At 37.2% G+C, this 24,846-nt stretch carries 34 protein-coding genes and 1 tRNA gene; all 35 read right to left on the bottom strand.

Annotation, left to right across the window (positions count from 1 at the left end; all coding sequences use genetic code 11):
• Positions 1-8 precede the first annotated feature (8 nt).
• The 35 genes from ACKRLN_RS01975 to ACKRLN_RS01805 all read right to left on the bottom strand — a co-directional run bounded on the left by ACKRLN_RS01975 (position 9) and on the right by ACKRLN_RS01805 (position 24,796).
• Positions 9-1,442, bottom strand: a complete 1,434-nt coding sequence (locus ACKRLN_RS01975; protein ID WP_296142494.1) for a leucine-rich repeat domain-containing protein — start codon at positions 1,440-1,442, stop codon at positions 9-11.
• Entirely contained in the window at positions 1,442-1,909 is a 468-nt protein-coding gene (locus ACKRLN_RS01970; RefSeq protein ID WP_296142491.1) for a carbohydrate-binding protein, read from the bottom strand. Before ACKRLN_RS01970 ends, ACKRLN_RS01975 begins: the two co-directional genes overlap by 1 nt.
• Entirely contained in the window at positions 1,902-2,270 is a 369-nt protein-coding gene (locus ACKRLN_RS01965) for a hypothetical protein (RefSeq protein ID WP_416335096.1), read from the bottom strand. Before ACKRLN_RS01965 ends, ACKRLN_RS01970 begins: the two co-directional genes overlap by 8 nt.
• Complete coding sequence (locus tag ACKRLN_RS01960; RefSeq protein WP_416335095.1) at positions 2,263-4,128, bottom strand: hypothetical protein; 1,866 nt, start codon at positions 4,126-4,128, stop codon at positions 2,263-2,265. The genes ACKRLN_RS01965 and ACKRLN_RS01960 overlap by 8 nt, the downstream gene beginning before the upstream one ends.
• Complete coding sequence (locus ACKRLN_RS01955) at positions 4,129-4,596, bottom strand: hypothetical protein (protein ID WP_416335094.1); 468 nt, start codon at positions 4,594-4,596, stop codon at positions 4,129-4,131. It abuts the gene before it with no gap.
• Positions 4,589-4,933 (bottom strand): hypothetical protein, encoded by a 345-nt coding sequence (locus tag ACKRLN_RS01950; protein WP_296142478.1) that lies wholly within the window; start codon positions 4,931-4,933, stop codon positions 4,589-4,591. The genes ACKRLN_RS01955 and ACKRLN_RS01950 overlap by 8 nt, the downstream gene beginning before the upstream one ends.
• Positions 4,933-5,697, bottom strand: a complete 765-nt coding sequence (locus ACKRLN_RS01945) for a hypothetical protein (RefSeq protein WP_416335093.1) — start codon at positions 5,695-5,697, stop codon at positions 4,933-4,935. Before ACKRLN_RS01945 ends, ACKRLN_RS01950 begins: the two co-directional genes overlap by 1 nt.
• On the bottom strand, positions 5,690-6,922 hold the full coding sequence (locus ACKRLN_RS01940) for a baseplate J/gp47 family protein (protein WP_416335092.1): 1,233 nt from the start codon (positions 6,920-6,922) through the stop codon (positions 5,690-5,692). Before ACKRLN_RS01940 ends, ACKRLN_RS01945 begins: the two co-directional genes overlap by 8 nt.
• Positions 6,915-7,283, bottom strand: coding sequence for a DUF2634 domain-containing protein (locus tag ACKRLN_RS01935; protein WP_416335091.1), 369 nt, complete (start codon positions 7,281-7,283; stop codon positions 6,915-6,917). The genes ACKRLN_RS01940 and ACKRLN_RS01935 overlap by 8 nt, the downstream gene beginning before the upstream one ends.
• Positions 7,280-7,894 (bottom strand): Gp138 family membrane-puncturing spike protein, encoded by a 615-nt coding sequence (locus ACKRLN_RS01930; protein WP_416335090.1) that lies wholly within the window; start codon positions 7,892-7,894, stop codon positions 7,280-7,282. The genes ACKRLN_RS01935 and ACKRLN_RS01930 overlap by 4 nt, the downstream gene beginning before the upstream one ends.
• Positions 7,891-8,727 (bottom strand): phage protein, encoded by an 837-nt coding sequence (locus ACKRLN_RS01925; protein ID WP_416335089.1) that lies wholly within the window; start codon positions 8,725-8,727, stop codon positions 7,891-7,893. Before ACKRLN_RS01925 ends, ACKRLN_RS01930 begins: the two co-directional genes overlap by 4 nt.
• Entirely contained in the window at positions 8,714-9,019 is a 306-nt protein-coding gene (locus ACKRLN_RS01920; protein ID WP_416335088.1) for a phage baseplate plug family protein, read from the bottom strand. The genes ACKRLN_RS01925 and ACKRLN_RS01920 overlap by 14 nt, the downstream gene beginning before the upstream one ends.
• Positions 9,016-9,795 carry a phage baseplate protein gene (locus tag ACKRLN_RS01915; RefSeq protein WP_416335087.1) on the bottom strand — a complete coding sequence of 260 codons (780 nt, stop codon included), beginning with the start codon at positions 9,793-9,795 and terminating at the stop codon, positions 9,016-9,018. The genes ACKRLN_RS01920 and ACKRLN_RS01915 overlap by 4 nt, the downstream gene beginning before the upstream one ends.
• Before the next feature lie 3 nt (positions 9,796-9,798).
• Entirely contained in the window at positions 9,799-12,051 is a 2,253-nt protein-coding gene (locus ACKRLN_RS01910; RefSeq protein WP_416335086.1) for a phage tail tape measure protein, read from the bottom strand.
• Positions 12,052-12,056: 5 nt separating this feature from the next.
• On the bottom strand, positions 12,057-12,194 hold the full coding sequence (locus ACKRLN_RS01905) for a hypothetical protein (RefSeq protein ID WP_416335085.1): 138 nt from the start codon (positions 12,192-12,194) through the stop codon (positions 12,057-12,059).
• Positions 12,195-12,247: 53 nt separating this feature from the next.
• Entirely contained in the window at positions 12,248-12,529 is a 282-nt protein-coding gene (locus ACKRLN_RS01900) for a hypothetical protein (RefSeq protein ID WP_416335084.1), read from the bottom strand.
• Positions 12,530-12,543: 14 nt separating this feature from the next.
• The gene (locus ACKRLN_RS01895; RefSeq protein ID WP_416335083.1) at positions 12,544-12,957 is read right to left on the bottom strand and encodes a phage structural protein; all 414 of its coding nucleotides are present in this window, start codon (positions 12,955-12,957) and stop codon (positions 12,544-12,546) included.
• Positions 12,958-13,000: 43 nt separating this feature from the next.
• Positions 13,001-13,966, bottom strand: a complete 966-nt coding sequence (locus ACKRLN_RS01890) for a DUF3383 family protein (protein WP_416335082.1) — start codon at positions 13,964-13,966, stop codon at positions 13,001-13,003.
• 3 nt (positions 13,967-13,969) lie between these two features.
• Positions 13,970-14,482, bottom strand: a complete 513-nt coding sequence (locus tag ACKRLN_RS01885; protein ID WP_416335081.1) for an LIC_12616 family protein — start codon at positions 14,480-14,482, stop codon at positions 13,970-13,972.
• Entirely contained in the window at positions 14,466-14,849 is a 384-nt protein-coding gene (locus ACKRLN_RS01880) for a hypothetical protein (RefSeq protein WP_416335080.1), read from the bottom strand. The genes ACKRLN_RS01885 and ACKRLN_RS01880 overlap by 17 nt, the downstream gene beginning before the upstream one ends.
• Positions 14,849-15,361, bottom strand: a complete 513-nt coding sequence (locus tag ACKRLN_RS01875) for a hypothetical protein (protein ID WP_416335079.1) — start codon at positions 15,359-15,361, stop codon at positions 14,849-14,851. Before ACKRLN_RS01875 ends, ACKRLN_RS01880 begins: the two co-directional genes overlap by 1 nt.
• Complete coding sequence (locus ACKRLN_RS01870) at positions 15,348-15,743, bottom strand: hypothetical protein (protein ID WP_416335078.1); 396 nt, start codon at positions 15,741-15,743, stop codon at positions 15,348-15,350. Before ACKRLN_RS01870 ends, ACKRLN_RS01875 begins: the two co-directional genes overlap by 14 nt.
• A gap of 10 nt (positions 15,744-15,753) precedes the next feature.
• Positions 15,754-16,089 carry a hypothetical protein gene (locus ACKRLN_RS01865; protein ID WP_416335077.1) on the bottom strand — a complete coding sequence of 112 codons (336 nt, stop codon included), beginning with the start codon at positions 16,087-16,089 and terminating at the stop codon, positions 15,754-15,756.
• A 1-nt stretch (position 16,090) separates the two neighbouring features.
• Positions 16,091-17,038 (bottom strand): phage major capsid protein, encoded by a 948-nt coding sequence (locus tag ACKRLN_RS01860; RefSeq protein ID WP_416335076.1) that lies wholly within the window; start codon positions 17,036-17,038, stop codon positions 16,091-16,093.
• A gap of 13 nt (positions 17,039-17,051) precedes the next feature.
• Positions 17,052-17,615 (bottom strand): DUF4355 domain-containing protein, encoded by a 564-nt coding sequence (locus ACKRLN_RS01855; protein ID WP_416335075.1) that lies wholly within the window; start codon positions 17,613-17,615, stop codon positions 17,052-17,054.
• 78 nt (positions 17,616-17,693) lie between these two features.
• Positions 17,694-17,777 (bottom strand) — tRNA-Cys (locus ACKRLN_RS01850).
• A 207-nt stretch (positions 17,778-17,984) separates the two neighbouring features.
• Complete coding sequence (locus tag ACKRLN_RS01845) at positions 17,985-18,770, bottom strand: phage minor head protein (RefSeq protein ID WP_416335074.1); 786 nt, start codon at positions 18,768-18,770, stop codon at positions 17,985-17,987.
• Positions 18,736-20,184 (bottom strand): phage portal protein, encoded by a 1,449-nt coding sequence (locus ACKRLN_RS01840; RefSeq protein WP_416335073.1) that lies wholly within the window; start codon positions 20,182-20,184, stop codon positions 18,736-18,738. Before ACKRLN_RS01840 ends, ACKRLN_RS01845 begins: the two co-directional genes overlap by 35 nt.
• A gap of 256 nt (positions 20,185-20,440) precedes the next feature.
• Positions 20,441-21,223: a hypothetical protein gene (locus ACKRLN_RS01835; protein ID WP_416335072.1), complete on the bottom strand. Its 783-nt coding sequence runs from the start codon at positions 21,221-21,223 to the stop codon at positions 20,441-20,443.
• Position 21,224: 1 nt separating this feature from the next.
• Positions 21,225-22,502, bottom strand: a complete 1,278-nt coding sequence (locus ACKRLN_RS01830; RefSeq protein ID WP_416335071.1) for a PBSX family phage terminase large subunit — start codon at positions 22,500-22,502, stop codon at positions 21,225-21,227.
• The gene (locus ACKRLN_RS01825) at positions 22,489-22,902 is read right to left on the bottom strand and encodes a terminase small subunit (protein WP_416335070.1); all 414 of its coding nucleotides are present in this window, start codon (positions 22,900-22,902) and stop codon (positions 22,489-22,491) included. Before ACKRLN_RS01825 ends, ACKRLN_RS01830 begins: the two co-directional genes overlap by 14 nt.
• A gap of 188 nt (positions 22,903-23,090) precedes the next feature.
• The gene (locus ACKRLN_RS01820; RefSeq protein ID WP_416335069.1) at positions 23,091-23,579 is read right to left on the bottom strand and encodes a hypothetical protein; all 489 of its coding nucleotides are present in this window, start codon (positions 23,577-23,579) and stop codon (positions 23,091-23,093) included.
• 14 nt (positions 23,580-23,593) lie between these two features.
• Positions 23,594-23,818, bottom strand: a complete 225-nt coding sequence (locus ACKRLN_RS01815; RefSeq protein WP_416335068.1) for a hypothetical protein — start codon at positions 23,816-23,818, stop codon at positions 23,594-23,596.
• A 2-nt stretch (positions 23,819-23,820) separates the two neighbouring features.
• Positions 23,821-24,318 (bottom strand): MazG-like family protein, encoded by a 498-nt coding sequence (locus tag ACKRLN_RS01810; RefSeq protein WP_416335067.1) that lies wholly within the window; start codon positions 24,316-24,318, stop codon positions 23,821-23,823.
• Positions 24,308-24,796, bottom strand: a complete 489-nt coding sequence (locus ACKRLN_RS01805) for a hypothetical protein (protein WP_416335066.1) — start codon at positions 24,794-24,796, stop codon at positions 24,308-24,310. The genes ACKRLN_RS01810 and ACKRLN_RS01805 overlap by 11 nt, the downstream gene beginning before the upstream one ends.
• Between the last annotated feature and the right edge of the window lie 50 nt (positions 24,797-24,846).

Below are 24,846 nucleotides of genomic sequence, written 5' to 3'. Positions count from 1 at the left end.
CTCACCTCCTAATTTCTTAGTATGATTTTGGTCGTAGATGGGAAACTACTTGGTTTATATATTGTGTTTTTATTAATTACTACTTCTTTTATATTTGGATTATTTGAAAAAGCATAATTACCTATACTTTGTAATCCATCAGGGAAAATTACACTTTCTAAAGTGTTATTTGAAAAAGCATAATCACCTATACTTTGCAATTCATCAGGGAAAATTACACTTTTTAAAGCGTTATTTCGGAAAGCATAATTACCTATACTCGGCAATTCATCAGGGAAAATTACACTTTTTAAAGCGTTATTCTGGAAAGCATAATTACCTATACTTTGCAATCCATCAGGGAATTCTATTTTCTCTAATTTATTATTTTCAAAAGCATAATCACCTATATTTTGCAATTCACCAGGGAGTATTATACTTTTTAAAGCGTTTTTTTGGAAAGCATAATTACCTATACTTTGCAATCCATCAGGGAATATTATACTTTTTAAAACGTTGTTTAAAAAAGCACTAGCACCTATTAATAATAAATTATCCGATAGTTTTAAATCTTTTATATCATTACTTAAAAAAGCATTTTTACCAACTGATGTTATACTGTTGGGCATTATAACTTTATAGACTTTTTTTTCATTTGGAGTGTTAGAGTCGGTCGTAAAGTAATCGTCGGGTATTTTTGTAAACCCAATTAAACTTTGATAAGTACCATTATTAATCCATATACCTTGGGTAGGCTCTGAATCAACTGATAGTTGATATTCTTCTATATATCCCTTGATAGTTTCTTTTTTATCCTCGATGTATTTATCAGCAGCTAATGATATAATATCATCATTTATAGATATATAGTCGCTACCTTGATACTTTGGCGCATCTTCTCCTTTATCGCCTTTTAGCTCAGTTTTATCTTCTTCGGATAAATCTTCAAAGGTTAGTTTGTCCCCTTTTTCCCCTTTAAGTTCCGCTTTCTGCTCTTCTGTTAGGTCTTCAAAAACTAGGGCTTTTCCCTTAGGAATGGTAATTTGTGTATCATCACTAAAACTAACAACTACATTGTTTTCTTCATCTTCAAAAGTTTCAGCAATCCTTATAGACTCCCCAGGTTTACCTTGAGGCCCCACATCACCAGTATCACCCTTTAGGTCAAGCCTTTGGCTTACAGTCAAGTCATCAAAGGTAAAAGGGTCCCCTTTCTCACCCTTAGGCCCTCTAATCAAGGCTTTATCTTCCTCGGATAATTCATCTACCTTGATTTCCCCGATAGTGATATAAGGCAGGTCAGCATACTTAGACCTACCATCACCCCTTTTTATACGGGTAGTACCCTCATCATCTGTTTCTAGAGCCAATTCCCCTTTTAACAGTATTAAATCAGATGCTTCTAGCTCCTCTTTTGTCCCATCGTAAAACTGGAAACGCCCTTGTATTACACCAGTAGCCATTATTCAACCACCTTCCAGCCAGCAGGATAGTCAGTAGGACTATAGGCATTATTATCGATCGCAGACTCATAAACCTTGCCTTCAAACTTCACTTTATCCCCTTTTTTATAAGTATCATGACCACCTGTAGGTTGTTTAAAGTCCGGGATTATTTCAACCCCATCTGTAGTCTCTTTAGCTGTAGTAGTTTTAAAAAGAGCAGGCGTAGCATTAGGCTTCCAGTCCGTTTGACTTGTGTGGTCTTGGATAACCTCATAAAGCACATTGTAGTACTTGACAACATCCCCTTTTTTATAGGCCTTGCCAGCCTCCCACTTATCATAGATAGCGATTATCTCAGCATAATCACTTGCTGATATATCGCTTGCCATTACTAGCCTTTGTGTAGCCTTTTTAATATCTGCTACATCAGTCGTTGTAGCATCAATGTTTTGTCTTAACTTTTTTAGTTTATCACGTCTACTCATCTATATCTCCTACAAGAACATCAAGGTCGGCATTTAGGTCTTCTATGGTCTTAGCTTGACTCTCAGTCTTAGACGCATAGTCAGCCACTGTTTGCTCAGATTCTGCTAGCTTTGCTTCAAGTTCTTCTATTTTTTTCAAAAGTTCACTGTCATCGTAAAGATCTGTAGCATTGTCTTTGCTTTCAAGCTCTGTAATCTTGCCCTCCAGCTTTTGAATTTTATCCTCCAAAGCTTTTGTATCTGGAGTCTCAATCTTTGTGGGATTGGCATTTTCTTGCACACTAAAAGGGGCGTTGTATAGCCCCTTTTCTCTCAATTCTTCAATTTCCTTTAGTGGTTTTGGGTTTAAAATTTTAATCAAAACTACCTCCTATTGCACTTATATATGACTGCCCTTTTGCATCTCCACGGCTGATAGTAACTCTTATATCAACCCCAGCTTTTTCAGCCACCTTATCCTTATTAGTAAAATTAAAGGCCTTATTAGCCATAGTCATAGCAGTAGCATCTTCCCAAGTCGGGCTATCATCAAAGGAGTTGTTGCACACCTCATACTTTACATCTGCTCCCTTAGCTACATAAACACCGGCAGTAGATATGAGTACACGCTTAGCTAATCCGTTAGTTTCTATCCCGTTGCCCGCAAGCTTCATCACTAACCTATCTACTACCCTAGTAAAAGTTAAAGTACGACTAGAGCTAAAACCCTTATCATCATCTACAACTATCCTTATAGTATGTTTGCCACGAGATAGCTTTTGCATAGCTTGGCCATCTATTTTTACAGTCTGATTTGTCCCCTCAGTTAAGGCAAATCTATCCTTGATTATCCTGTCATCAAGAAAGATTATTGCAGTCATCTTATCTTTTTCAGGATCAGTAGCAGACCATGAGTATTTAAGGTCATTTGTCACTTCTCCCAAATCCTTGTCCTTATCAGATATGATAGGCGGCATATTGTTACGGATAAAAGTAACACGCCTAAAGGTTGTAGCAGTACCATCAGTCGCCTCTATCTCAATAGTATTAGACGCATTAAGTTCAAGCTTTCTGATTTGCTCATCTGTGATAGTTATCCTATACTCACTACCCAAAGTAGCATTGTTAAGTACACGGATGACCTCGCCATTTACTTTTTCTATAACATATATGTTGTCACTTTCCCTATCAGTCACAGTATAAGTATAGGAAAAAGCAGTATTCTTAGCCCCTAGATTTTCATCCTTGCCCGATATGACTGGCGCTGAATTAACCTTATTAAAGGTATAAGCCCTTACTGTAGATGCTCCATTGCTATCAGTAGCCTTTATCTCAATAGTATGGCGGCCTATCTCATAGTCTTTTATAGCTATAGTAAAGTATCGCCTTACCCCTAAAGTACTCTTACTAGAGCTTTGCTTGATAGCCCCATCAACCTTTATCTCAACCGATACATCATTGCCCTCAGCATCTTGGACTAAATAATCGACTTGGAAGTCCTCAAACTTAGCCCCCAAATCCATATCAGACCCAGATATAGTAGGTGCAGTATTAGACTTTGTAAAGTAGTAAGTACGGCTAGCAGATGCTTTACTTGTATCAGTAGCAGTCACTGTGATAGTATGGTCACCTAGTCCATAGTCTTTTATACGGATAGGCACACTGTGACTTTGGTTTAAAGCCATAGCCATAGGGTATTGGATAACTTTTCCGTCCACCATAATCTCTACTTTTACTTCATCATTATCTTCATCCATTAAATTATATGATATAGTAAAGTCATTGTTAACATTACCAATAGCGGTGTTAGACCCTCCTATTATAGGGGCACGATTAGCATATCTATCCCACTCGTACCAATAACCATCTTTTGTGCCATCTCTTGGGTAGGCGCCATCTTCTGCTGTAACTTCACCAATATATTTCCCTTTAGTATATCTAGGAGTTACGCGTTCTGATTTATAAACTTTTTCTGGCCTAGGAAATGTTCCTCCACCTGATGTGTATCTTGTATACTCGACAACTATATTTTTAGAGCTACCACCATAGGCATAAAAAGTCCCACTTGGATAAGTGGAGCCACTCATGGTAAAAGTCCCGTCATTTTCATTAAATGTAAAGTGCGAGTAGGCGGTGTTGCTATCATTATAAGAATAGGAATAAGGACTACCGCCATCTACCATTTTATAATTTGGATTTAAATTTTTAGCCTCATATTTTTTGTAAACAACCTTAGCCATCTACACCACACCCCTTCCGTTCACTTCATCATAGATACCTTCAACCATTTCAATATCCTCTCCGATATTTTTAGCATTAGCCACAAAGGAGTTGTAAGGCATATTGTTGTTATTTTGTCCTATAAGAGTAGCCACCTGCACTTGTACTTCCCTTATTTTATCCATTACATATTTACCTATGACAAAGTTGATAAGGTCATTCCACTCCATCTGTCCAAGATTCTCAGCATTCACAGGAGTACCCTCTTGAACAACCACACCATCAAATCGTATATGTTGATACAAAGGATTACCCTCACTATCCTTACCAACATCCTTTTCAGCCCTCACATCAGCAAACTCAGCTAGATGGTCTTTCCATCCCACAAGGCTTATGCTTTGAGTTATAAAATATTCAACAAACTCTTCACGGTCATAGCCTTGCTCAACCAGGTCATTATACTCAGCTAAAGAAAAATTATTATCCATTTAACCCCTCCTTTATCTCGATAATGTTCAAAGGATTTGCAATTTCTTCTTCAGTAATTTTTATATAAAAAGAGGACACCAATGCATATCCTGTCGTTTTCACTCTCTCACGAGGTTTGCTTAACAAAATTATGCCTTTAGCATCCTTAAGTCTTATATCTTTAATTGTTCCAATCCCTTTGGTTGTAGTCACATTTACTTGCAAAACACTTCCCACAACCCTTTTGTTCATAATTTGCACTTCTTCCACCCTCTCATCATCAAAGACAACCTCAGCAGTCGCTATTTTTTCTTTGATAAATTGGGCTACATCAACCATTAGTTGGTCAGATAACATTACTTATCACCCCCAAAATCGTACCTATTTTCAAGACCAAAGTTTTGTACATATAGATAGTCAGCATCTTCATAGTCACGTAGTTCACCAGCCTTATGCTCAGTACCAGCATATCCATAGTAATTTTTAGCATCATATGTGCTTGTATTAAGACCAATCCCCATATAGTGCACTTCACCAACAGCCCATGGATAAGGTATATCCCCACAAGGATGCTCCCCGCAAAGGTACTGCATAAAAGAACTATCCCCAGACCTAGTCACTATCTTAAGCTCAGTCGCATAGATCTCATCAACCAGTATTCTTATCCCAGCAGCCTTTATCCTTTCAAGGATTTCATAAGGCATAAAGCCTGCAGAGTTATCCACACTTAGCCTTAAAGCAGCCGGCTCATGATAAAGGTATTCATCATCTAAAAAACCCTCCTTGATAGATAAATACTTATCTCCAAGTAGGGTAGACATTACGTAGTTTATAGTTGGTATATCACCGATAGATAAGTTAGATATGATACGGACTTTTATATAGAGCCTATACAGGTCATCATCCATACCCTCTTGCCTAAACTCACCAACATTTGCTCCAAGCATATCTAGAGTTTGCCCAAAGGCTTTATCTATACTGTGACTGTCTTTAATTGTTTGATAGGCACTTTCAATTTCGTCAGATCCGTTATAAAGCACATAGTAAAGGTCTTTTGTGTTAGGCTTTCTAAATCTTTCTGGCAATCTCTCAAATGCTTTTAAGTATAAAGGTTTATTCATAGCTAATCCTTATTAGTTCAAGGCTAGTTACCGCTATTTCATGCCTATCTATATCAATAGATTCTTCTACCATTTCATAGTCAGGGCTTGCTCCTATCTTTACACTTGCATCTGACACTCCACCCGGACACAATATTTTAGCAATAAGCTTATTATAAATAACATCTTCGCCTAGCTTTAGTCCTGCATACTCTACGTTGTCATCATCAACTCCGCCAATATATCCAAGGACTGCTCTTTTGATTACATCATCTCCTGGATAATCTTCAGTTTTTGTAAGAGTAATATCAACCTTGATTTTAACTTCTTTGGCACGGGTAAATCCTATCTTATGCTTAACACCTTTTTTATCTTCTATATACTTATAGGTTTGACCATATGCTTCGATACCTGCAGGTTTATTTTCATAAATTACATTGGCAATTTCATCATCTGTACCACCAAAAACAAAGCAAGCTACAGATTTTGGAGGTATACCATCAACTTCTTGCATGGTGACGTTCTCACGGACTTCACAATCCACAACATCGTTTATATCAAGCAAAGCCGCAGTCATAGCAGGCACGGTAGATCCACCAACTCTTGAATAAGATTTTTTATATCTTAGCCTAAATTCTTCGTCAGATTCTACATCCATACCACCCTCGGTATACATAGCATTGCTAACCCTATCTATACCAAAAGTAGGATTGACTATTTGGTCTATTTCCTCAGATTGGGCATTAGTGTTTTTACCTGCAATTACTGACTCTATGGGTATATCCACTTGACCATTATCACCAATATAAGCTTGTTCTGTGGTATAAAATTCCACGCCACTTCCTGTCGCTACTCTAAAACCTGCAGGCACTAGAGTATTAGCAGTACCAAATACAGTGATTACACCCTTACTCTTACTAGCAGGTCTACGGGTAATGGTTAAGTATTGGCCAACTGCATCAAGCCCCGTACCCTCAGCATAATTTACAAAAGGACTCATATAGACCGATTCTGCAATTTCCCACATATAGGCCTCATCCCATGCAGCATTACGTATTAATTTTCCTAAAAAAGAGGTCTCTGAAGTATCAATTTTTACTCCAAAAACCTCTCTTGCACGTGTTATCCTTTCAGACAAGCACTCACTATACAATTTTCTTCTAAATCCATACTGGGTCACACCATAACCATCATCCTTAAACTCAGTTATGGACCCGTAATCGTCATATAATTCAAAATTATCCAATATCTATCACCCCCGATAGTATTAGTTCTTCGCCATAAGGGTCGATTATAGTCACATCAATATCAGCAGTCCTTAAAGCTGCATTCCTATCTACAGTCACTTTCCTTACTTCTTTTATTCTCTCATCTTGCAAGATACACTCACGGATCCAGTACTCTATATCACTGTCTCTTACACCCTTGCCCCTTATATCCTTGTAGGATAAGCCAAGGCCAAGGTTTAAAAACCATTCAGTTTTATTTACAGCTAGCCTATTTTCGGCATTTTGTCGCATTTCTTCTTGACCAGTAACCAAGGCAAGGTCATTGCCAACTATGTCTATATCTCCGTTAGTCATCTTAAAAGTATCATAGTAATTCATGCTATACTTGCTCCATCCGTTGTAGGGTCACCCCTACGTGCTATTTCTCTACCATTATAAGTTGCCTTGCCTTTTATAGATAAATTAGCACTTGATATGTTGATATTGGGAGCATCAATCTTTATTGACTGCCCTTTTACATTTATATCTCCACTAGATTTTATAACTATACTAGCATTTTTATCCATAGTTTGTAGGCAAAGACTGTCGCTATCTTCAATTTCTAATTCATCATTGATAAGGCTAATGCCACCTATAGCTATACAATCAGATATATCATGGCCACGCTTAGTATCAGCCTTATCTTGGCCTAATAATATTTGGTCTATATCTCCATCCATAAAAAGCAAGACTACATAATCATCTGCTTGTAAAGGGTAATAAGCTACAAAGTCCTTAGATCTCATACCAGCTACTGGTACATTTATTAGCAAGCTATTATCTTTACTTGGTAAAGGCATTACCTGGCAAGACATATTTTTTGGATCGTAGGACTTAACCCTACCAACCCTTGCAACCACGGTGGACTCAGCCATAGACTGACTAAAACTATCCATAAACTTATTAAAAGCTGCATTAGTATCTTTCTTTTGTCTTAGTAAATCGCTCATGCTTCCACCACCTCCAGCTCTGTTACAAAGTCCTTAGAGTGCTTTCCAGATTTAACCCTAAAAGCACCATTTATAGACCTTGATTCTATATTTATTATCATATCTGTTTCTATCTGTGGATTTAACAAGCATTTTACAGTCCACGACTTTTGAGGTGGATTTTCTTTGCCACCCTCAGCACTGTCTACTTGGTCTCCAGTATTATTTTCATTAAGGGTAGGCGTATCCAATAGTCCAGATTCACCATTAAGCAAAATCCCACTATTATAGCCAACTTCTTCAGGCCTTATTACAATACGACCTTTATTTATAAACATCTTAGATTCAGTATCTTTTGCTAGTTGTATAAGACTCTTAGATGCGCTCCCTTTGATTGTTTTACCTAATGGATATGTAATATCCTTTTTAGGTTTTAATTCACTTACAGGGTAGCCTAGAGTACTGCAAAGGTCATTCATTATTGCAGATGCCTTGGTATTGTTCTGATATGTCTTATTTAACTCAGTCTTACGCCAAGCTTTTGCTCCATCAGATATGGTTATAGTTGTAACCTTGTCAAGGCCTTTCCATTCAGTTTTGATAGATTCTATCTGCCCAGATAAAACTTCGGCCACATTGTGCATATCTCTATATCCAGCAGATACCGATACATTGCCTTGCTTTTCGATTGAGTTTATACTATCTTCAGATAAGTTATATATGCTTATAGTCGATACATCCGGCTCATTTTTATCGCTAAAGGGTATCTCAAATTCTATATCTAGGGCGTTATCCCCTATAGATTCAAAAACTTTACCCCCAGCTTTAACTTCAATTTGCCTAATCCAATACATACAGAAACACATCCTCATTTAGATTTTCATAGGTTATCCTTAATGCTGACTCAGTTGTATCATAAGGAATTACAATTATCATCGGTATATTTAAGTGTTCAAATCCATCAAATAAGGGCTGGTGGAGTACAATTTTCTCCCCGATTATTACCGGCTCATGATTTTTATATAAATTAGCAGTGAAGTAGTCCCCATAAGTGTTATACAGGATTTCGAATTGGAAAATCTCCCCGTCAAACTCCATTTCAAACTCATAGGGTATCCTCTCTTTTTCTATTTCTATATAATTCATCGTCCACCACCCCCTCCACCGCCAAACGCTCTGCCAGACCTTTTCTTTGGCAATGGATTTAACATTTTCTTATACATTTTTTGACTATTTATTGTTTTGTTCACTCTTAATTTAGTGCCAGATGTTAGTGTGGATATCATCTTTTTACGTATTTTACCTGGGTTAGTTATAGTAATATTTGATCTTTTTCCAGAGTAATATTTCATAATAGTTTTAGGTCTTGTATTTCTATTGACTTTTTGTCGTCTATTGCTATAACCGCTAGACCTTTGATTTTTATAGTTTCGATTTCTATTAGCCGTATTCTGCATTTGTTTACGACCTGCATTTGTTACTTGCTTAACCTTAGTTTCGACTTTTTTATCAGCTTGCTTAGTTACAGGATTTTTTACCTCTTGCTTGATAGTTATAGGCTTAGCTATTTTTACAGATTTTAAGGATATATCCCAGTCATAACCATTAGACACTTGCTTGTTTTGTTTTGTGCTAAAAGATGTTATAACCATATCCTTTAGCTTTCTTTTGCCTATATACTCAACAAGTTCAGCATCAGCCATCATTTTTTCAAGGGTAGATATTTTGCCCTCTGGATCGTTGACCATAGTCCCAGACAACCTTACACTATACGGTTTAGTTTTCATATGGTCTGATATATCTTCGCCTTTTTCTACTGGCCTATCAGTTACATCTGCAGTCTTAGATACTTCTTCAGCCGTGGTACAATCGAGTAGGACTGTACCAAGCTTAATCTTTGTTATCTCTTTTGGTTGGTCCATATCCTACCCCCTTTGTAAGTTAGCAGTCATAAATAACTGCATCAATTCTTCTTTTACTACATCTGCAATATGATTTGCATCTGAAGCGTTTCCGTTGCCATTTACTGTCACATTTATTACCGGGCTAAAACTACTATTATTAGAAGTGCTAGACTCGTTATTAGTCACACTTGGTCTTAAGTCTCCCATCATAGACCCAGTTGGAGGATTAGAAAAACCATTTTCATTTGCCCCCATAGAGCGTAGTTGATTAGACCCTTGGGCAGTAACAACCATCTCATCTTTATGGAGCATTGCAGGGTACTCATCATAAGGCACACGATATAAACCGTCAGCATGAGAATTCCCAGAAATTAAATTCTTTGCCCCATTAACGATCCCTTTACCAAAATTAACTACGGCATTGATTGGAGCAGATAAAGCCGATTTTAATCTGTTCCATGCTCCAATTATTCCATTTATAGCACCTTGTGCAGTTGCTTTTAAAGAGTTAAACATGCCCATAGCAGTATTAATCGCTCCAACTACAACTCCACTTATAGTGCTAGCTAGGCTAGAAAAAGCAGATTTTAAAGTATTAACTGCAGGCGCAAAAAGGCTTTGGATGGCACCGCCTACTTCAGACGCTTTTTGTTTTACCATGTCCCAGTTAGAATATAGCAAATATCCAATACCAATCACTGCAGCAATAGCACCAACAACCATACCCATTGGACTAATAACAAAACTTACAATGGCACCCCCAACTGCCATTAGACCGCTACCGATACCCCCAAGGATACCCATAACTACAGTCCCAACAGTTGAGAAAAATGTTCCGACAGTTGCCAAAGCACCACTAATACCAGCAACTGCACCACCGATACCAGATACCACAGACCCTATCACTCCAACTATGGCACCAACACCAGATATTAGCCCACCAATAGCACCCCCAATAGTGCCAAGGATAGCTAACACAGGACCTGCCACAGTCATTACAAGAGCAACTTTTCCTATCATTCGTTTAGTACCGTCATCAAGGGAATTAAACTTTTCAGCAATCTTAGTTACTCCAGATGCAAATTGTTCAAAGACTGGAATCATAGAAGCACCCATTTCTATAAATGAGTTTTTAAGCTTGTTTTGTGTTTGCCTTAATTTTTCAGTAGGACCTTGCATCTTTTGAAAGTTTGCCTCGACAGACCCACCACTATTAACCATAGCATCTAAAGCACTGTTAAATTGTTCTGGGCCGTCAGCTAGTAGTGTATTTGCAGCAGATGTAGCCATTTTATTAGCAAACATATCCCCAAGGTTTAGGCCTTCCTCTTGAGCAATACCATCTAGAGATTGGAGTACATCACCAAGTGATTTACCATCTTCCATCATCTCTTTAAAGGACTGGCCCATGCTTTTTCTTAAGGCCTTATCAGCAGTAGACCCAGTTGTATTAAGCTCAGATATAAGGGCAGATAAGTTAGTAGTAGCAATAGCCGCATTTTGCCCTTTAGCAGTTAACACTGAGTAACCAGCCCCTAATTGGTCAATCGATACACCTGCAGCAGATGCAAATGGTACTACCCTACCTATGTTTTTACCAAGCTCATCCACGGTAATCTTACCAAGGTCTTGGGTCTTAACCATTACATCTTGGATATGTGAAGTGGCCTCAGCGCCTTGCAAACCATAAGCATTAAGAGCGGTAGTAGTAGCATCTATTACAGTTGGCATATCAGTAAAACCAGCCTTAGTAAGTTGTACACCTTGCTCTACAAAGCCGACTACATCAGCACTATCTATACCAGATGATAAAGCCTCATACATAGACTCAGATATTTCTTTTTGGGCAATACCAGTGGCATCAGATATACGCCTTACTTCACTTTCAATTTTGCTTACAGGCAAGACATCTTGGTCTGCTAGTGTAGTAACTTGTCTTATAGCAGTATCAAGCTCTAAAGCTCCATCTACACCCTTTTTAAAAGCTAGGGCAACTGGCGCAGCCATAGCGGTCATCCTTGCACCAGCAGTAGCAATTCTCCCGCTTACATTAGATATGCCAGCACCCACGCTTTGCATACCAGCCCCAACATTTTGTATCCTAGAGCCTGCAGTAGCAAAACCTCCAGCAATCTTACCTAAAGCCCCAGACTGCTTGTCGACAGCCAGCATGCTAGTCTTTAGCTTATCTACTTCTTTGTCAACTTTTTGTATATCACTGACTGCCTTGCCAGTTTTCGTATTCAAGTCCCAGGTAAGTTCTCTCTCTGCCAAACGCCTCACCTACCTTTCTTCATTTGATTATTAATTTCTTTGGCTATCTCATCTTCCACCCTTTCTGCAGCAATGGATAACTCAGCTAGTTCAATTTCTGTCAGCTCCATAGCCTCTGAGTATGTAAGATAACCCCCGCGCATTAAAAAAAGAGCAGGACGCCAGAAATCATAGTAGATCTCATCAATCCTGCTCTTTAATTGTTTTTTGTAAATTTGCCTCCAAATTGGAAGTTTACAGCTTGGGTGCCTAATTTATTAAGCTCTGATATATCATCAAAGTCATCTACAGTTTTCTTTGGATTTACCACAATGTGTTCAAGCACTTGATCATACATTTCAAGCTCTATAATTTGTCCATTAGCATCAAGCCATTTTTGTTTTATTTCTAAAGCCTTTCTAGTAGGTAGCTTTTGTAAAACATATTCTTTGTCCGCAACTGTAACTGTCTTCTGCTCAAATTTTTTAGCTTCTGTCATCTCTACTCCTTTATCTATTTATATCTTCTATCTTCGTAGTATGGTATTAGGATTTCTATTTCCACATCTTCAACTTCTTTATTACCTCTATACTCAGTCATAGGCTTTACAATTACACAATCACTGCTAGCAATATTGTCTTGATTTTCGTTCATATCCACGATACTTAAGTCAAAGAGTTCATTGGTCTTTGATAACTCTCTAAATAGTGGGATAGATGGGCTAGTACTTACAAGCTTTACAGTAGCAGTTGCAGTACCATCAGCACTCACGCCAAAGCTTACAATACCATCTACACCAACTTTGTGAGCTATATTGTCCTCGTTTTTCTCTATTTCTATTTTCCCGTCTTCGGAAAAACCAGTAATGTATTGACCATTTATAGTTAATATGCAATCTCTAGGATCGTATACATAAACATTTTTCATTATCTACCAACCCTTTCTTCAATATCATTGACCATATCATAAGTCAATATTCCTGATATTTGCCCTTGGTGGATAGCACCTTGTAATTGTGCAGTCCAGATGATGTCGTTATATGTCTTAAAGCTACTTCATTAGCATCTACATCTTCACGGCGCTTATAGTCCACTCTATATTGGCCAGAGCTAATAATTCCTTGAGTTACTGCTTCTTGTAACGTCCCTTCAACTTCCCCTACAAGTATTCCAATACCAATATTTGTATATGGTATCTTGTCATTAGTTACAGATGCTCTTAAAGCACGCTCTTCCATACGGAATCTAATCCAGTATTCAGCAAGTACTATGTCTAGATACTCTCCAGATAAAACAAGCCCCTCACTTCTTTGCAATACTCCTAATTTTTCTACATAAGTATTGATCCCGTTTTTGTGTAGGTCATAGATTTGAGTATCAGATACATTTGAACGCTTAACCCCTTGGATAGCCTTAAATTTAGCAGTCTTGCCACCTACGTTATAAGACATAATAACTGCAGTAGCTTCTGCCGAAAATGCATCCTTATCATCGTGGTAGTCTACAAATGTATTTTCATACACTTCTTCAAATAACGCTTCACAGTCGCTATATTCATTGATAGTTACTGCATAAAGCTTATTGTTAGTTTGGGCCAACTCAGATAAGGCCTTTACAGTTTCTAGGCTATTGTCAGTAGCAGTTAGCCAAAACCAATCAGTCCTGCCAGAGTTTAAAAGCTCTCTTACAGCATCAACCACAGATCCATCTGCTTTACCATATACTGCCACTTCCTGTGGTTGTGGTTTTTGGGCAAACAGTCTATTTAATAGCTTAAACAACTTGCTATCAGGCTCTAATTCATTAACATAGTTATAATCAACTAATGTATAGTCAATATCCATAGTATTATCAACAACTAAAATTGTGCCAAATCCTCTCTCAGATACGGCAACAGTTTTTCTTTGGATATTAACAGGAAAATCCAATTTAGCCATATATTAAAATTCCTTTCCTTTGTTTATCTTGTATGTTTCAATATTTTCAGTTCTTCGCTCCACTTCGTGTAGGTATCTTATACGGACATCAAACCCATACCTATACTCAAAAGATACATCCTTAAATACCGACCTATCAGAAATATTTTTCACATCAACTACAACATAGTTTTTGTCTTTAAAATCTTGATAGCCTGCTTGCTTAAACCAATCCCAAGCCTTTTGGATTGACTCTTGGCACTCTATGAGGTCATCAGAATAAGCATTAAAGCTAATCACATAATTAGGTTGATGCTGGTAGGTCTCTCTTAGGTCGTATTTAAATTTAGGGTCTAAACTATCAGGGTAGTCATATAAATAATTGCCCTGCCCCCTATCCTTTTGCAGTAGAGTTGTAAACTTAAAACTATAAAAGGGATATGCAGGTCTCCTATAATTGCTATCAGTATCGATAGTCTGAAGTCCCGTATATCCCTTAAGTCCACTAACAATTACCTCTCTAATTGTCATTATCATTTCTGCCACTCCTTTTAAGAGTGTAAATAAAAAGACCCTCATCAAAATCTGAGTAGTCTTTAAGCTCCATTATTCTATAATATTTTCTAGTACCATTTTTCTGCCAGTTGCAAATATAAGTCCCTTTGGGCAAGTATTGGTAAGTATAAAGCTTACGATCATCTCTTGAGTACATACCGCCCTCATCATTAGCAAGGTCAGTATTAGATAAAGGGACAATTGCAAACTTATCTAATTGTACAAATGTTTTTTTGCCCTCGATTGGCAATCCAGTCCTATCATCGTAGGTATCAGGCTCTCTTATCATAGCCAAGACCCTACCAGTCTGGAATTTATCAACCAAGGCCTTAAAATTAAATAGCCCCATTATCTACCCCTTATCTCATAAGTTATAGCTGCTGCCAATTGCCCACTATCTACAAGTGGATTGCTAGAGCCTTTATTTGCTATAGTTAGGCTACTATTAGCAGGACTATTAACTTCATTTACCATATACTCTCTTATAGTATCAGCACATGTTTGCCCCAATAGCTCATAAAAAGCTCTAGCCGACATATTGCCATTTACTACTTCAGTAAGCAAATCCTCGCCCTTATCATAGACTTCACTTGATTTATTGTCATAAGATGACCTAACAAAAGACCTTTCTGGTATCTTAATTACCTTAGTATCTCTTTTAAGGTGGACACCGTAATTGTAGGCCAAAAACCCCCTCATCTTATCAGTAACAGGGATACTACAGCCAAATTCATGGACATTAGCTATCATTAGCATTTCTCCGCCCGATTTGGATAGGATTCCCACTGCTACTTGATACGATTCCAACTCTTTTAAGTTAGATAGGATTTCTGGCACCTTACTTTTATCATCTACCGTCATAGTAAGGACGTTTCTTTTTATCTAATAGGTGGACACGCCTATAAGGCTCTAGCCACGCTAATATATATCCAGGTATTGCTCCACCAGCGCCCCCACCTGAGCCAGTGCCAGACCCATAAGTTATAGACATATCTGACAGTTTTTCTGTAGTTACGTTATAAGACTTAGGATCTGTCTTGATTAATTCTTCAAGGGCAAGGGAGACAGGACCTGGCAAGCTAGCCTCATTAAAGGTCACATTGCAATAATCTTCTATCCAATTCATATAAAGAGGCCTTAACTTTTCAAATTCATCTTTGATATTTGCCTCAGCTTCTTCTAGGTTAGTAATCTCATTATCTAGGTCACGTTCCCACCTATAGTCCGGAGTTAAATTTTCCATTTATACCCCCCTAACCATTGATTAAATTGATTAAGTCCTCTTTGGTATCATCGTCCTTAAATTCAATACCTTTTTCGCTAGCTAATTCTTGTAGCTCAGCCTTTTTTAGTTTAGATAAGTTTTTGTTGGTTTCTTCTACTTCTTTATCTTCCGTATCATCAGCCTTATCTTCAGATACTACTTCTTCTGTTTCTACTTCCTCTGGAGTAATTTCAGCTTCTGGTACAGATTCAGTAGCTTTACCTTCTTCATCCTTAACCAAAGTCCAGCCCCTATATCTATATAGGGTAGAGTAAGCCTTTTTAGTAACTTCTACAATTTTACCTTGTGGATTTCTCGCTTTCATCTTAAGCCTCCGCTCCTGCTGGTTCTCCAGCTGGTTGTAGTACTGCAAACGCATCTGGTTTAACAGTCAAGAAAGCCACATGCATAGTAGCTCTTAATGCTACTAAGTCTCTTTCAGCAAGATTGATAGGTGCTCCATCTTCGCCTACTACTGTAGATAGTGTAGCTTCTTCAAGGATTTTATATTCTATTCCTTGTGGTATACCATAAAATAGATTGTCAAAGTCCCCAGTTAAAGCAACAGCCTTTTCTTTATCCCAAGACTTTCTGTTTCCATAAACGATAGGTAGACCTAAAACATCAGCAGTTACTCCGTTATGAGCATCATTAAAGATAGGTAGGTTTCTGCTATCAAGAGCCCCCCTTAAGTCCTTGTTATAACTTCTAGTAGTAGCTATTGCTTGAGGTTCAAGGTCAGCATCTTCAATAAGTGCCATTAGGTCATTGATGTCGCTATATGGACTAGTAGATTGTGTAATTATATTTCCTTCTTCAGTTGCTCTTTCTAGCACTGATAGACCTTTAGGGAATGGAGAATCTTCTCCACCAAATAGTACAGATCTATCAAACTTAGCTTGGAAAGCTTCAGCAATCTTAGGTTTGATTTGTTCAAAGAAGTCTGTGACTGTAAATTTTAAAAACTCATTAGACACTGGAATGATAACCCCTAATTTATGAGCTTCCATTTCTACTGTTAGCCACTTAGCCTTAGAAGTTTGGATTTTTTCACCTTCCGATACCCAGTAAGCCCCAGGTCCTTCAGCTAGATAAGTAAACTTCTTTCTTAAAGAGTCCATCTCTTCATATTTTGCAAGCTTAGTAACTAATGAGTCATCTACTACTTGCTTAATTACTAAATCTCCTTGCTCGGTAGGTACGCTACCTGTTTTTTTATCAGATAATAAAACATTATCTGGATCAAATGTAGCATTTGTTTTTACTTTTTCCATTTATATTCCCTTCCTAGATAATTCTTTGCTTTGAAGCATATTCAGCCATTTTTGCTTGAGTATCCTTCTTATCAACCTTGGCAGTCACAGTATTAGAGCCCTTTGGTGTACGACCCTTAAGCCTTTTCTCAACCTCAGCCTGCACTGCATCAAGAAATATAGGTTTGAATAAGTTAATATTTTCTAGAGTGTTTTCAGCATTTTCTGCAATTAAAAAAGACTTAAACTCAATCGGTAAGCCTTCTTCTTTAAGATTTTCAATTGTATCGCTCTCTAGCTCCATACGGGCTAGCCTAGCCTTAGACTCTGCAAGCTCTTGCTTTAATTTATCGTGTTCTTCGCTATCTCTTTCCTCTTTTGATAATTCAGAAAGTCTCTTAGCCTCTTTTTTGGTATCTTCAATAGCCTGCTCTATTTCTTTTTCATGATTTTTCTTCTCGCGAGCCAACCTATTAGCAATTAACTTATTTACCTGTTCTTCAGTAAAAGTTTTCAGTTCAGCATCAGCCTCTGACTCTTGGTCATCAACTTGATTAACATCTTCAGTTTGCTCATTTACTTGTAATTCTTCTGCCATAATTGTTCCTTTCTTCCGTTTAACGACCGTATGTCTAATTTCCACACTTCTTTAAAGTCTAGTGAGTCAAAGACCATATGGAGGGAAGAGAGGGATTCGAACCCACGATGGCTTTGCCAACGGTTTTGCAGACCGCCCCGTTTTCCGCTTCGGTATCTCCCCACAAAAAAAGACGGTATAAAACCGCCTTGATTGATTTATTTAATTATCGTCAACTTTCCCGCCTACCCAATAGACAAATCCAAATATGGCAATTGTTAACCATAGTGGAGTAAAAACAAAAAACCAAGATGCTGAGGTCCACCCCATAACCTTGGCCATAATTAAAAATATTTGTAGTATATACATTAGCACCTTATAAACTCCGTTTTAATTCTTTTTATAATCATAAGACACCCAGCACCTGCAATGTATATCTTCAGCAGCCACACCAAACTCCCCAGGTCTTAAGGCAGTAGCCCCAGATGATGAAACAAATTCCTCATCAAAGGCAACTGTCTTACCATCTAAATATTGGTGGGTATGCCTCACTCTCTCATCACCCACACAGTGCCAGGTCTTTTCAAGTCCTAACTGCCTATTGACTTCTTCCATTGTGTCATACTTAGTAGTTTCATATATCCTATGGCCTTCAGTTCTAGCAATTGTATAGGATTTGCTATAATCATTCATAAATTTTTCAGCTACTTTTTTAGTAATAGTAGTATAGCTATCTCCAGCTTCAATACCACCCGCAGTTACATTGATTAGATCATACCTAGTATTAGCATTGTGATGAGCCAGTCTTCCAGCCCAATCAACGCCAGCCCTAGACTTATTTATAATTGCATTCCTGTCGATAGCCTTATTAATTCCAATAAGCCTATCAGTCCCGCCAAGAGACTGTATAGAATTATCACGGGCTTGTTCAAATATCGTATTAAAAGTTGCAGTAATCAGCCTTTCATTAGACAAATAAAGGTCTTTCATAGTAGATGCAGTCTTAAAATTTAATAACTGTCTAGACCAATCATCAAGGCTTAGTTGCCCCTCAATCTCATCAAGGCTGCCATAGATCTCTCTAAAATCTCTCTCTAATTGCCTATAAGATAGCTTATAATTAGCATATAGTTCTTTTTCCTTAGCCTTCAGAAGCCTCTCGTACTTCGTTAGCATTGTCTCCCAAGTCATCTTGGCCATACATCAAATCCTTTGTAGTCTCAGCAAATAAATCACTATAGGCTTCCCTTTCCTGTCGTTGTCTTTCTAACTCCTCAGATACATCATCAATACCTTTAAGCTTAGAAAATGCATATTGACGACTAGCACCAGCATCAAGCAATTGCTTAACAGTTTGTGCATTTTGTAGTTCATCATAAGGCTTATTATCTTGAAAGTTTATAGCAATCTCTCTATAGTCCAAATCAATACCTTGCTTAATTCTTAAATACTCACAGATAAGCTCAAGCCTTTTAGTAAGTGCCGAATGGAATTTACGCTTCTTAAGCTCTATAATCTGGTCAGTAGTAAATACCTTATATTTCTGACTCTCGCCAGAAGCAGTACCAGAAAACTTTTCATCAGTCACATTAGGAGCCTTAGAAAACTTATGGATAGCCTCATCAAGATTTTTCTTAAAGTTTTCAATAGCTGTGTCATTAATATCTTTGGTTAAAAACTTAGCATCTTGCTTGCCCCCAGCACCTTCAGATGTAGCCAAAAGCACTCCATCTTCACGCAGCTTCTTAAAGTCATCGGAGTCAGTATTAACCATTCCCCATAAGATTAAAAGAGCATTTATAGTCTCTTCAAAGCTATTGGCATTATCAGAATATAGAAGGTTCATTTCATCAATCTGGGTAAGCTCACGCTCAAAGTCCCCTGTGTACTCATCGTTGTTGGCAAATTCAATAACCGGAAACATACCTAAAGCATTGTCATATTCTTCTTCTAACTTAAATCCACTTTGGCTTGGCACATATTCATAAATCCTATCAGCAGTATAAACAGTAGCTGCTTGGGCTTTCTCATCTGCAGTTAAGTTTTCTAATGTGATAGCATCTCTAACATAAATAGCTAGCCAAGGCTCAGGATTAATCTTATCATCCCAAACATAAATCATATTCTGAGGCAAGATCTCATTAAATCTAAAGTTCCCCTCCTCATCTATATAGTTGATTTCATAACCTACACCATTGATACCACCCATTTTAGCAAGAGCGGTATTCTCATCCTGTTCACGGTTTAAGTCAAGGATATCTTGTACTGCTATCATTTTATCTCTAAAATCATCAGAAACAGCATAAGTCACAGGCCTACCAACCGCCATACCTTGAAGGATGTCCACAATATAAGCAGGATAAGCCAACACAATTTTATTATTAGACTTTTCAGCATCCCTAGTTCTTTCAAGGATTTTTGCCCAGCCCTTGTAATACTTTTGTAGGGTAACAAAACGTTCATTGTCCTTATCCTTAATCTTCATTAAAGTATTAATTAAATCAGGACTAATCTCAGTATCAGTAGGCAAACAAATTCTTTGGGGCAACTCCATATATTCACTTATGTAAGATTGTGATTTACCAGCCATTATCTTCTCACCCCACAATTCTGATTAAAATATCTTTCCTTTTTGTTCAACTTCTTAAACTCCTCATCTGTCAGTAATCTTTGCATTGCAATCCTATACTTTTCCTCACGTGGATACTTGCAAGCATCAATCAATTTCCTACAACACAAAGCTTCTTTTTTGGTATAAAAATGAGCATGTTGAGAATACTCTCCATGCTCACGTTTCAATAGCCGAGGTCTATTCATTTTTGGATAATAGATTATTGATAATTGCATTAGCTTAGACTTTCAATGATTGACTTTTCCTTATCGCTTAGTTCCCATTTAGTAGTTTTTGCCAGCTCTATCTCTTTGGCTCTAATCTCCATTTCCTTGGCTCTTTCGTCATTAATAAAAAAACCAGATCCATAGATAGTTTTTTTGTGAGGCTTCTGGGCATCTAGCTGCCTAACAAAATGTAACTCTTCTTTTTTAAATTTGATTTCTTCCCCAGCCTTTACATACTTGCCTAGGTGGGATGCGGTAATTATATTGTATGGATAAATATATTTAGGCAAATTTACCTTATTATCTTCTTGGACTTGCTTTATCATCCTATGTAATTCAGGCTCAGTCCTCACCATATAGTCATCCATATTGGTCACGAACGAAGTATTGACCTTGGCCTTGTTCTCATACTCTATACTGGCATCTACAATGACGTAGCTTAAATCTAGGTGCGTGCTTGAGAATACAGTCAAGCTCGGAGCAAATAAAAAGAATTTTATATTATGCTTAATGTAGAACCTCTTAATCTCAGCTAAAATAGAAAACGGTGGATTATCAATTACCACCGAGTTTTCAGAATATTCATAATTTTTATAGTCCCCGCCAGGATAAAAAGGTCTTTCAATCTTTACATTTTCTAACTTATAATAATCAATTACATAATTCTTAATGACTTCATATACAGGTTCCGGAGTATAACAGTCGTCTGTAGTAACCTTATGCTTGAATTTTTCTTCAAACGCCCTATATTTATCGTCTTTAATCTTTTCTATATTTTTTAATTCTTTCAATCTATAACCCCAACTTACGTTTACTAATAGTCCTCATGCTTCCTTGTCCTGTCATATCGTTATTTAAGGCGTACCTAACAGCATCTATAATGTGGTTATCCTTATCCTCAAGTCTCGGTAACGGATTACCATCTCTATCCACTTGATAGTCAATGTTTTCAAATTCTTTTGCCGCATTAGGACACCTCTTAGGGTCAATAAAAATAGCCTCTAAATCATCCAGCCATTTTTCCCCAAACTCGACAGATCCAGGACCTTTTTTAGCACCAATGATATTAACACCAAAGGACCTAACCTCATCAACCGACTTAGGCTCAGCACCATCTGCAATTATCAAAGTGTCATTAAAACCACGTTCCTTTATCTCAGCTGCAGCCTTACGGTTGCTCATCTTAACTTGGTATATCTCATCAAACAAATATATACATCTCCTAGTCTTATCATAGTGGAGCCTTATCATAGCAAAAGGGTCAGTTGCATAACCCCAGTCAAGGCCCTGCCTAATATTATCAAAGTTCCTAACCTCATTATCAGAAAATTCCCTAAATACAAGATTATCAAAAGGTACAACCCCAGACCCGATAGGCTCTCCTAAATATTCCCAGCGATACTTATTAGACCTATTGTCTTTTAGATGTTCAGCCTCTTCGATAAAGGCCTTAGATATATAAGGATTATCTAAATAGGTGGAATGATGTACATATGTATTAGGATTTATAAACTGAGTCTCATACTTTTTATTAACCCACGATTGCTTACGCTTAGGCGGGTTATATGAGTAAAACATCTTGTAATGCAAGTCATTAGGTAACTCTGCCCTTAGCACTGAGTTCTCTATAGTGCTAACTTCATCTTCTGTCTTAAATTCCGCCAATTCCTCAATCCATAAAGTGGCAATAGGAAACTTAGCCACCTTGATAGACTTAATCTTTCCAGGATCATCAGCACCCCTAAAGATGATAGAATTACCACGCGGGATATAAGTAATCTTTAACGGGCTTTTACCAAAGTGAAAATACGAATCAAGCTCTAATATAGACACAGCCTCTTTTAATTGCTCATAGCAAGACTCATAAAGAGTATTAGCCACCTTACGAATGCACAAAATAGAAACAGGATTAGCCACTAAATCAAGAATCAATTCAATAGCAATATTAGAAGATTTACCAGACCCACGGCCACCCTTTAAAACATATCTTAGGTAATCATTGTTTTTAATATGCCTATGCAGGTCAAAAAAAATAGGATTAATGATTGTAGATAACTTAGCCGATGTCATCTATAATCTTAATCCCTTCGCTAGTACTTAGGTCAACCTTATCAGTAAACATTTGATGTCTTTTACCAATAAGTTCTGCCGCCCTTAACTTATCCTTAGCAGTTATTTCAATATCAGTTACCACCTGATAGCCATCACCATCAAGCCTTAAGACCTGCTCAGTCTTTTCACCACGCATAATAGCAGTCAAAAACTCCATAACCTCTTTTTGGTCAGCAATCTTTTTAGAGTCAATCTCTTTCATACGCTCAGCAATATATTCCTTAACATCACGCCTGCCAAAAATAGACTCCGCATTCCTATCAGCATAATTCTTCGAATAACCAGCCTTAAGCATAGAGCTTTTCTTATCACCGCAGATGATAAACTCATCCACAGCAATCTTTTGTTTAGGATTCATCCAGTCACCTGCCTTTCCCTTAAAAATAAACACAAAAAAACAACCACCCACCGCAAAAAATCAAAAGATAAAAAAATAAGGAGTTTCATTCAGTAACCGCGGTACCAAGTAGTTGTTAATTTATGTAATTTAATACAATACTATTATAACCCATTCAGTGACTTAAAGTGTCGCTTTTTCTGTCGCATTTAATCAGGATATACATCCTCAGGAGTTTTTATATACAATTCTTCAAAAATATAAAGCAAAGCCTTGTCAGATTTCCTCTTAACCGTATCCTTAGCCATATTAACCTCAGGCTCAAGCTTTCTTAAAGAACTAGTTTTATCAATCCATAAAGCATTAACCAACTGCCTATCTTCATCGTCCAAAGTAGATAAAACCTTTTTCAAAGCCCTAGTATCCAAATCAATCATTTTCAAAAGTCTTTCAAGCTCTATAATCTTATCAAAAACATCAAAGTACCTATCCTCTTGGGAGCTACCCCCACCCTGCACAGGATCAGTATTACTTAAGCCAGACTTAGCATCAGTCACGCCTCCACGAAGATTTTCAATCTCCTCTCTAATTTCCTTAGCCAGTTCATCTTGTCTCTTTAAAAAACTTAAATCAGACTTTACCTTATCAAGTCTCTTAATCCTAATGTTTTTGTTTCTAATGTAGTTGTAATTAATCAATCAACACCTCCAGCTTAATCCTCAACCTTTTGTATTTCACACTCAGAAAGAGCATCCAGAATTTTCTCATACATATCAATCCTAGCTTGTTTAACCCTAATAATCCTAGGGTCCACGTCCTCCATAGACTTAACCCTTTCCAAAGCATCCTTTTCTAGTTCAATTTCCGTACTACAATCAGAATGCAACATAAAAAGCTCGTCAACATCAAGTTCAATCTTAAGTTTAAAAATAAACATAATTAAAGCTCCGAGTCCTTAACAAAAGTGCCATTTTTAACAACGCCTTTTCTATCAGCAATTTCCTTGTAAGCACTTTCTACGCAGTCGGCAAAATCTAGATTGTATAGTTCCGCCACCAAAATTATAGTATTGATTTTCACATGGACAGCCTTGCTATAATCTTTATCAACAAGTAAATCACTAAAGTTAAGCATGAGTGTTTGTATACACTCGAATTTATCTTTAAAGCAATCATTTTTTTGGTACTTATAAAAGTCATCAATAGTTTTCATCAAGTCATTTTTATTACCTTGAATTAGACTACCAATAACAAGTGTAACAAACACATCCCCAATAGAGTCCTTAATCATATCAACATCATCCTTAGAAATCCCAATAATAAGTTCCGCCACTTCTTCAGCAGTCTTGATCAACTGCCCTTCTACTGTGCCATTCTCATCAAGCCCACGGTCAATAGCCCATTGTTCTGTAAGTTTAATTAATTCATTAATTGTCATCTAACACCTCATCTATTTTAAACAATGTATCATCTATCATTCTATGATCTCCCAAACATACCCTTTCAAAATAAACAGATTTGCTTGCATGGATTTTATAATCTCTAAAACATCTTAGTAGGTTTCTACACTCTATATCAGTAAGTTCTAATTGTATCGTATCAGCTTTTAAATCCTTGCTTATTTCTAATCCTAAAGACAGGAGAGTTCCCTCATGTTCAGGAAAATACCTAATTATCCCTATATAAGTTAATTCAAATTTCTCTATATCCTCATCACTTTTTCTATCTTCGTATATTAAAGTATATTTAAAGTCATTTATAATCCCTATTTTTAAATAGGCCTTGTATTTATATTCCGCACCTTTCATCAGTGCAATGATATTTTTATATAAAGGATTACCTTCACTTAAGTATCCTTCAGGGTGGTCGCCATATTTCTTCCATTGTTTCTTAGTTCCATAGACGTAGTATCTCATTCCTCAAACTCCATATGCTCATATTCTTTAAGAACTTCTTCTGCCCAAGC

This window comes from Anaerococcus sp. AH8042_DFU013_CI05, assembly GCF_047936775.1.
GTDB lineage: Bacteria > Bacillota > Clostridia > Tissierellales > Peptoniphilaceae > Anaerococcus.
Note: the sequence above shows the minus strand (reverse complement) of the source record. Positions and strands in the feature narration are given on the sequence as shown.

Bases quoted from the DNA above. Each gene is read 5' to 3' on its own strand.
- ACKRLN_RS01975 (WP_296142494.1), bottom strand. From the start codon at position 1,442: ATGGCTACTGGTGTAATACAAGGGCGTTTCCAGTTTTACGATGGGACA.
- ACKRLN_RS01970 (WP_296142491.1), bottom strand. From the start codon at position 1,909: ATGAGTAGACGTGATAAACTAAAAAAGTTAAGACAAAACATTGATGCT.
- ACKRLN_RS01960 (WP_416335095.1), bottom strand. From the start codon at position 4,128: ATGGCTAAGGTTGTTTACAAAAAATATGAGGCTAAAAATTTAAATCCA.
- ACKRLN_RS01955 (WP_416335094.1), bottom strand. From the start codon at position 4,596: ATGGATAATAATTTTTCTTTAGCTGAGTATAATGACCTGGTTGAGCAA.
- ACKRLN_RS01950 (WP_296142478.1), bottom strand. From the start codon at position 4,933: ATGTTATCTGACCAACTAATGGTTGATGTAGCCCAATTTATCAAAGAA.
- ACKRLN_RS01945 (WP_416335093.1), bottom strand. From the start codon at position 5,697: ATGAATAAACCTTTATACTTAAAAGCATTTGAGAGATTGCCAGAAAGA.
- ACKRLN_RS01935 (WP_416335091.1), bottom strand. From the start codon at position 7,283: ATGAATTACTATGATACTTTTAAGATGACTAACGGAGATATAGACATA.
- ACKRLN_RS01930 (WP_416335090.1), bottom strand. From the start codon at position 7,894: ATGAGCGATTTACTAAGACAAAAGAAAGATACTAATGCAGCTTTTAAT.
- ACKRLN_RS01925 (WP_416335089.1), bottom strand. From the start codon at position 8,727: ATGTATTGGATTAGGCAAATTGAAGTTAAAGCTGGGGGTAAAGTTTTT.
- ACKRLN_RS01920 (WP_416335088.1), bottom strand. From the start codon at position 9,019: ATGAATTATATAGAAATAGAAAAAGAGAGGATACCCTATGAGTTTGAA.
- ACKRLN_RS01915 (WP_416335087.1), bottom strand. From the start codon at position 9,795: ATGGACCAACCAAAAGAGATAACAAAGATTAAGCTTGGTACAGTCCTA.
- ACKRLN_RS01905 (WP_416335085.1), bottom strand. From the start codon at position 12,194: ATGCGCGGGGGTTATCTTACATACTCAGAGGCTATGGAGCTGACAGAA.
- ACKRLN_RS01900 (WP_416335084.1), bottom strand. From the start codon at position 12,529: ATGACAGAAGCTAAAAAATTTGAGCAGAAGACAGTTACAGTTGCGGAC.
- ACKRLN_RS01895 (WP_416335083.1), bottom strand. From the start codon at position 12,957: ATGAAAAATGTTTATGTATACGATCCTAGAGATTGCATATTAACTATA.
- ACKRLN_RS01890 (WP_416335082.1), bottom strand. From the start codon at position 13,966: ATGGCTAAATTGGATTTTCCTGTTAATATCCAAAGAAAAACTGTTGCC.
- ACKRLN_RS01885 (WP_416335081.1), bottom strand. From the start codon at position 14,482: ATGATAATGACAATTAGAGAGGTAATTGTTAGTGGACTTAAGGGATAT.
- ACKRLN_RS01880 (WP_416335080.1), bottom strand. From the start codon at position 14,849: ATGGGGCTATTTAATTTTAAGGCCTTGGTTGATAAATTCCAGACTGGT.
- ACKRLN_RS01875 (WP_416335079.1), bottom strand. From the start codon at position 15,361: ATGACGGTAGATGATAAAAGTAAGGTGCCAGAAATCCTATCTAACTTA.
- ACKRLN_RS01870 (WP_416335078.1), bottom strand. From the start codon at position 15,743: ATGGAAAATTTAACTCCGGACTATAGGTGGGAACGTGACCTAGATAAT.
- ACKRLN_RS01865 (WP_416335077.1), bottom strand. From the start codon at position 16,089: ATGAAAGCGAGAAATCCACAAGGTAAAATTGTAGAAGTTACTAAAAAG.
- ACKRLN_RS01860 (WP_416335076.1), bottom strand. From the start codon at position 17,038: ATGGAAAAAGTAAAAACAAATGCTACATTTGATCCAGATAATGTTTTA.
- ACKRLN_RS01855 (WP_416335075.1), bottom strand. From the start codon at position 17,615: ATGGCAGAAGAATTACAAGTAAATGAGCAAACTGAAGATGTTAATCAA.
- ACKRLN_RS01845 (WP_416335074.1), bottom strand. From the start codon at position 18,770: ATGCTAACGAAGTACGAGAGGCTTCTGAAGGCTAAGGAAAAAGAACTA.
- ACKRLN_RS01840 (WP_416335073.1), bottom strand. From the start codon at position 20,184: ATGGCTGGTAAATCACAATCTTACATAAGTGAATATATGGAGTTGCCC.
- ACKRLN_RS01830 (WP_416335071.1), bottom strand. From the start codon at position 22,502: ATGACATCGGCTAAGTTATCTACAATCATTAATCCTATTTTTTTTGAC.
- ACKRLN_RS01825 (WP_416335070.1), bottom strand. From the start codon at position 22,902: ATGAATCCTAAACAAAAGATTGCTGTGGATGAGTTTATCATCTGCGGT.
- ACKRLN_RS01815 (WP_416335068.1), bottom strand. From the start codon at position 23,818: ATGTTTATTTTTAAACTTAAGATTGAACTTGATGTTGACGAGCTTTTT.
- ACKRLN_RS01810 (WP_416335067.1), bottom strand. From the start codon at position 24,318: ATGACAATTAATGAATTAATTAAACTTACAGAACAATGGGCTATTGAC.
- ACKRLN_RS01805 (WP_416335066.1), bottom strand. From the start codon at position 24,796: ATGAGATACTACGTCTATGGAACTAAGAAACAATGGAAGAAATATGGC.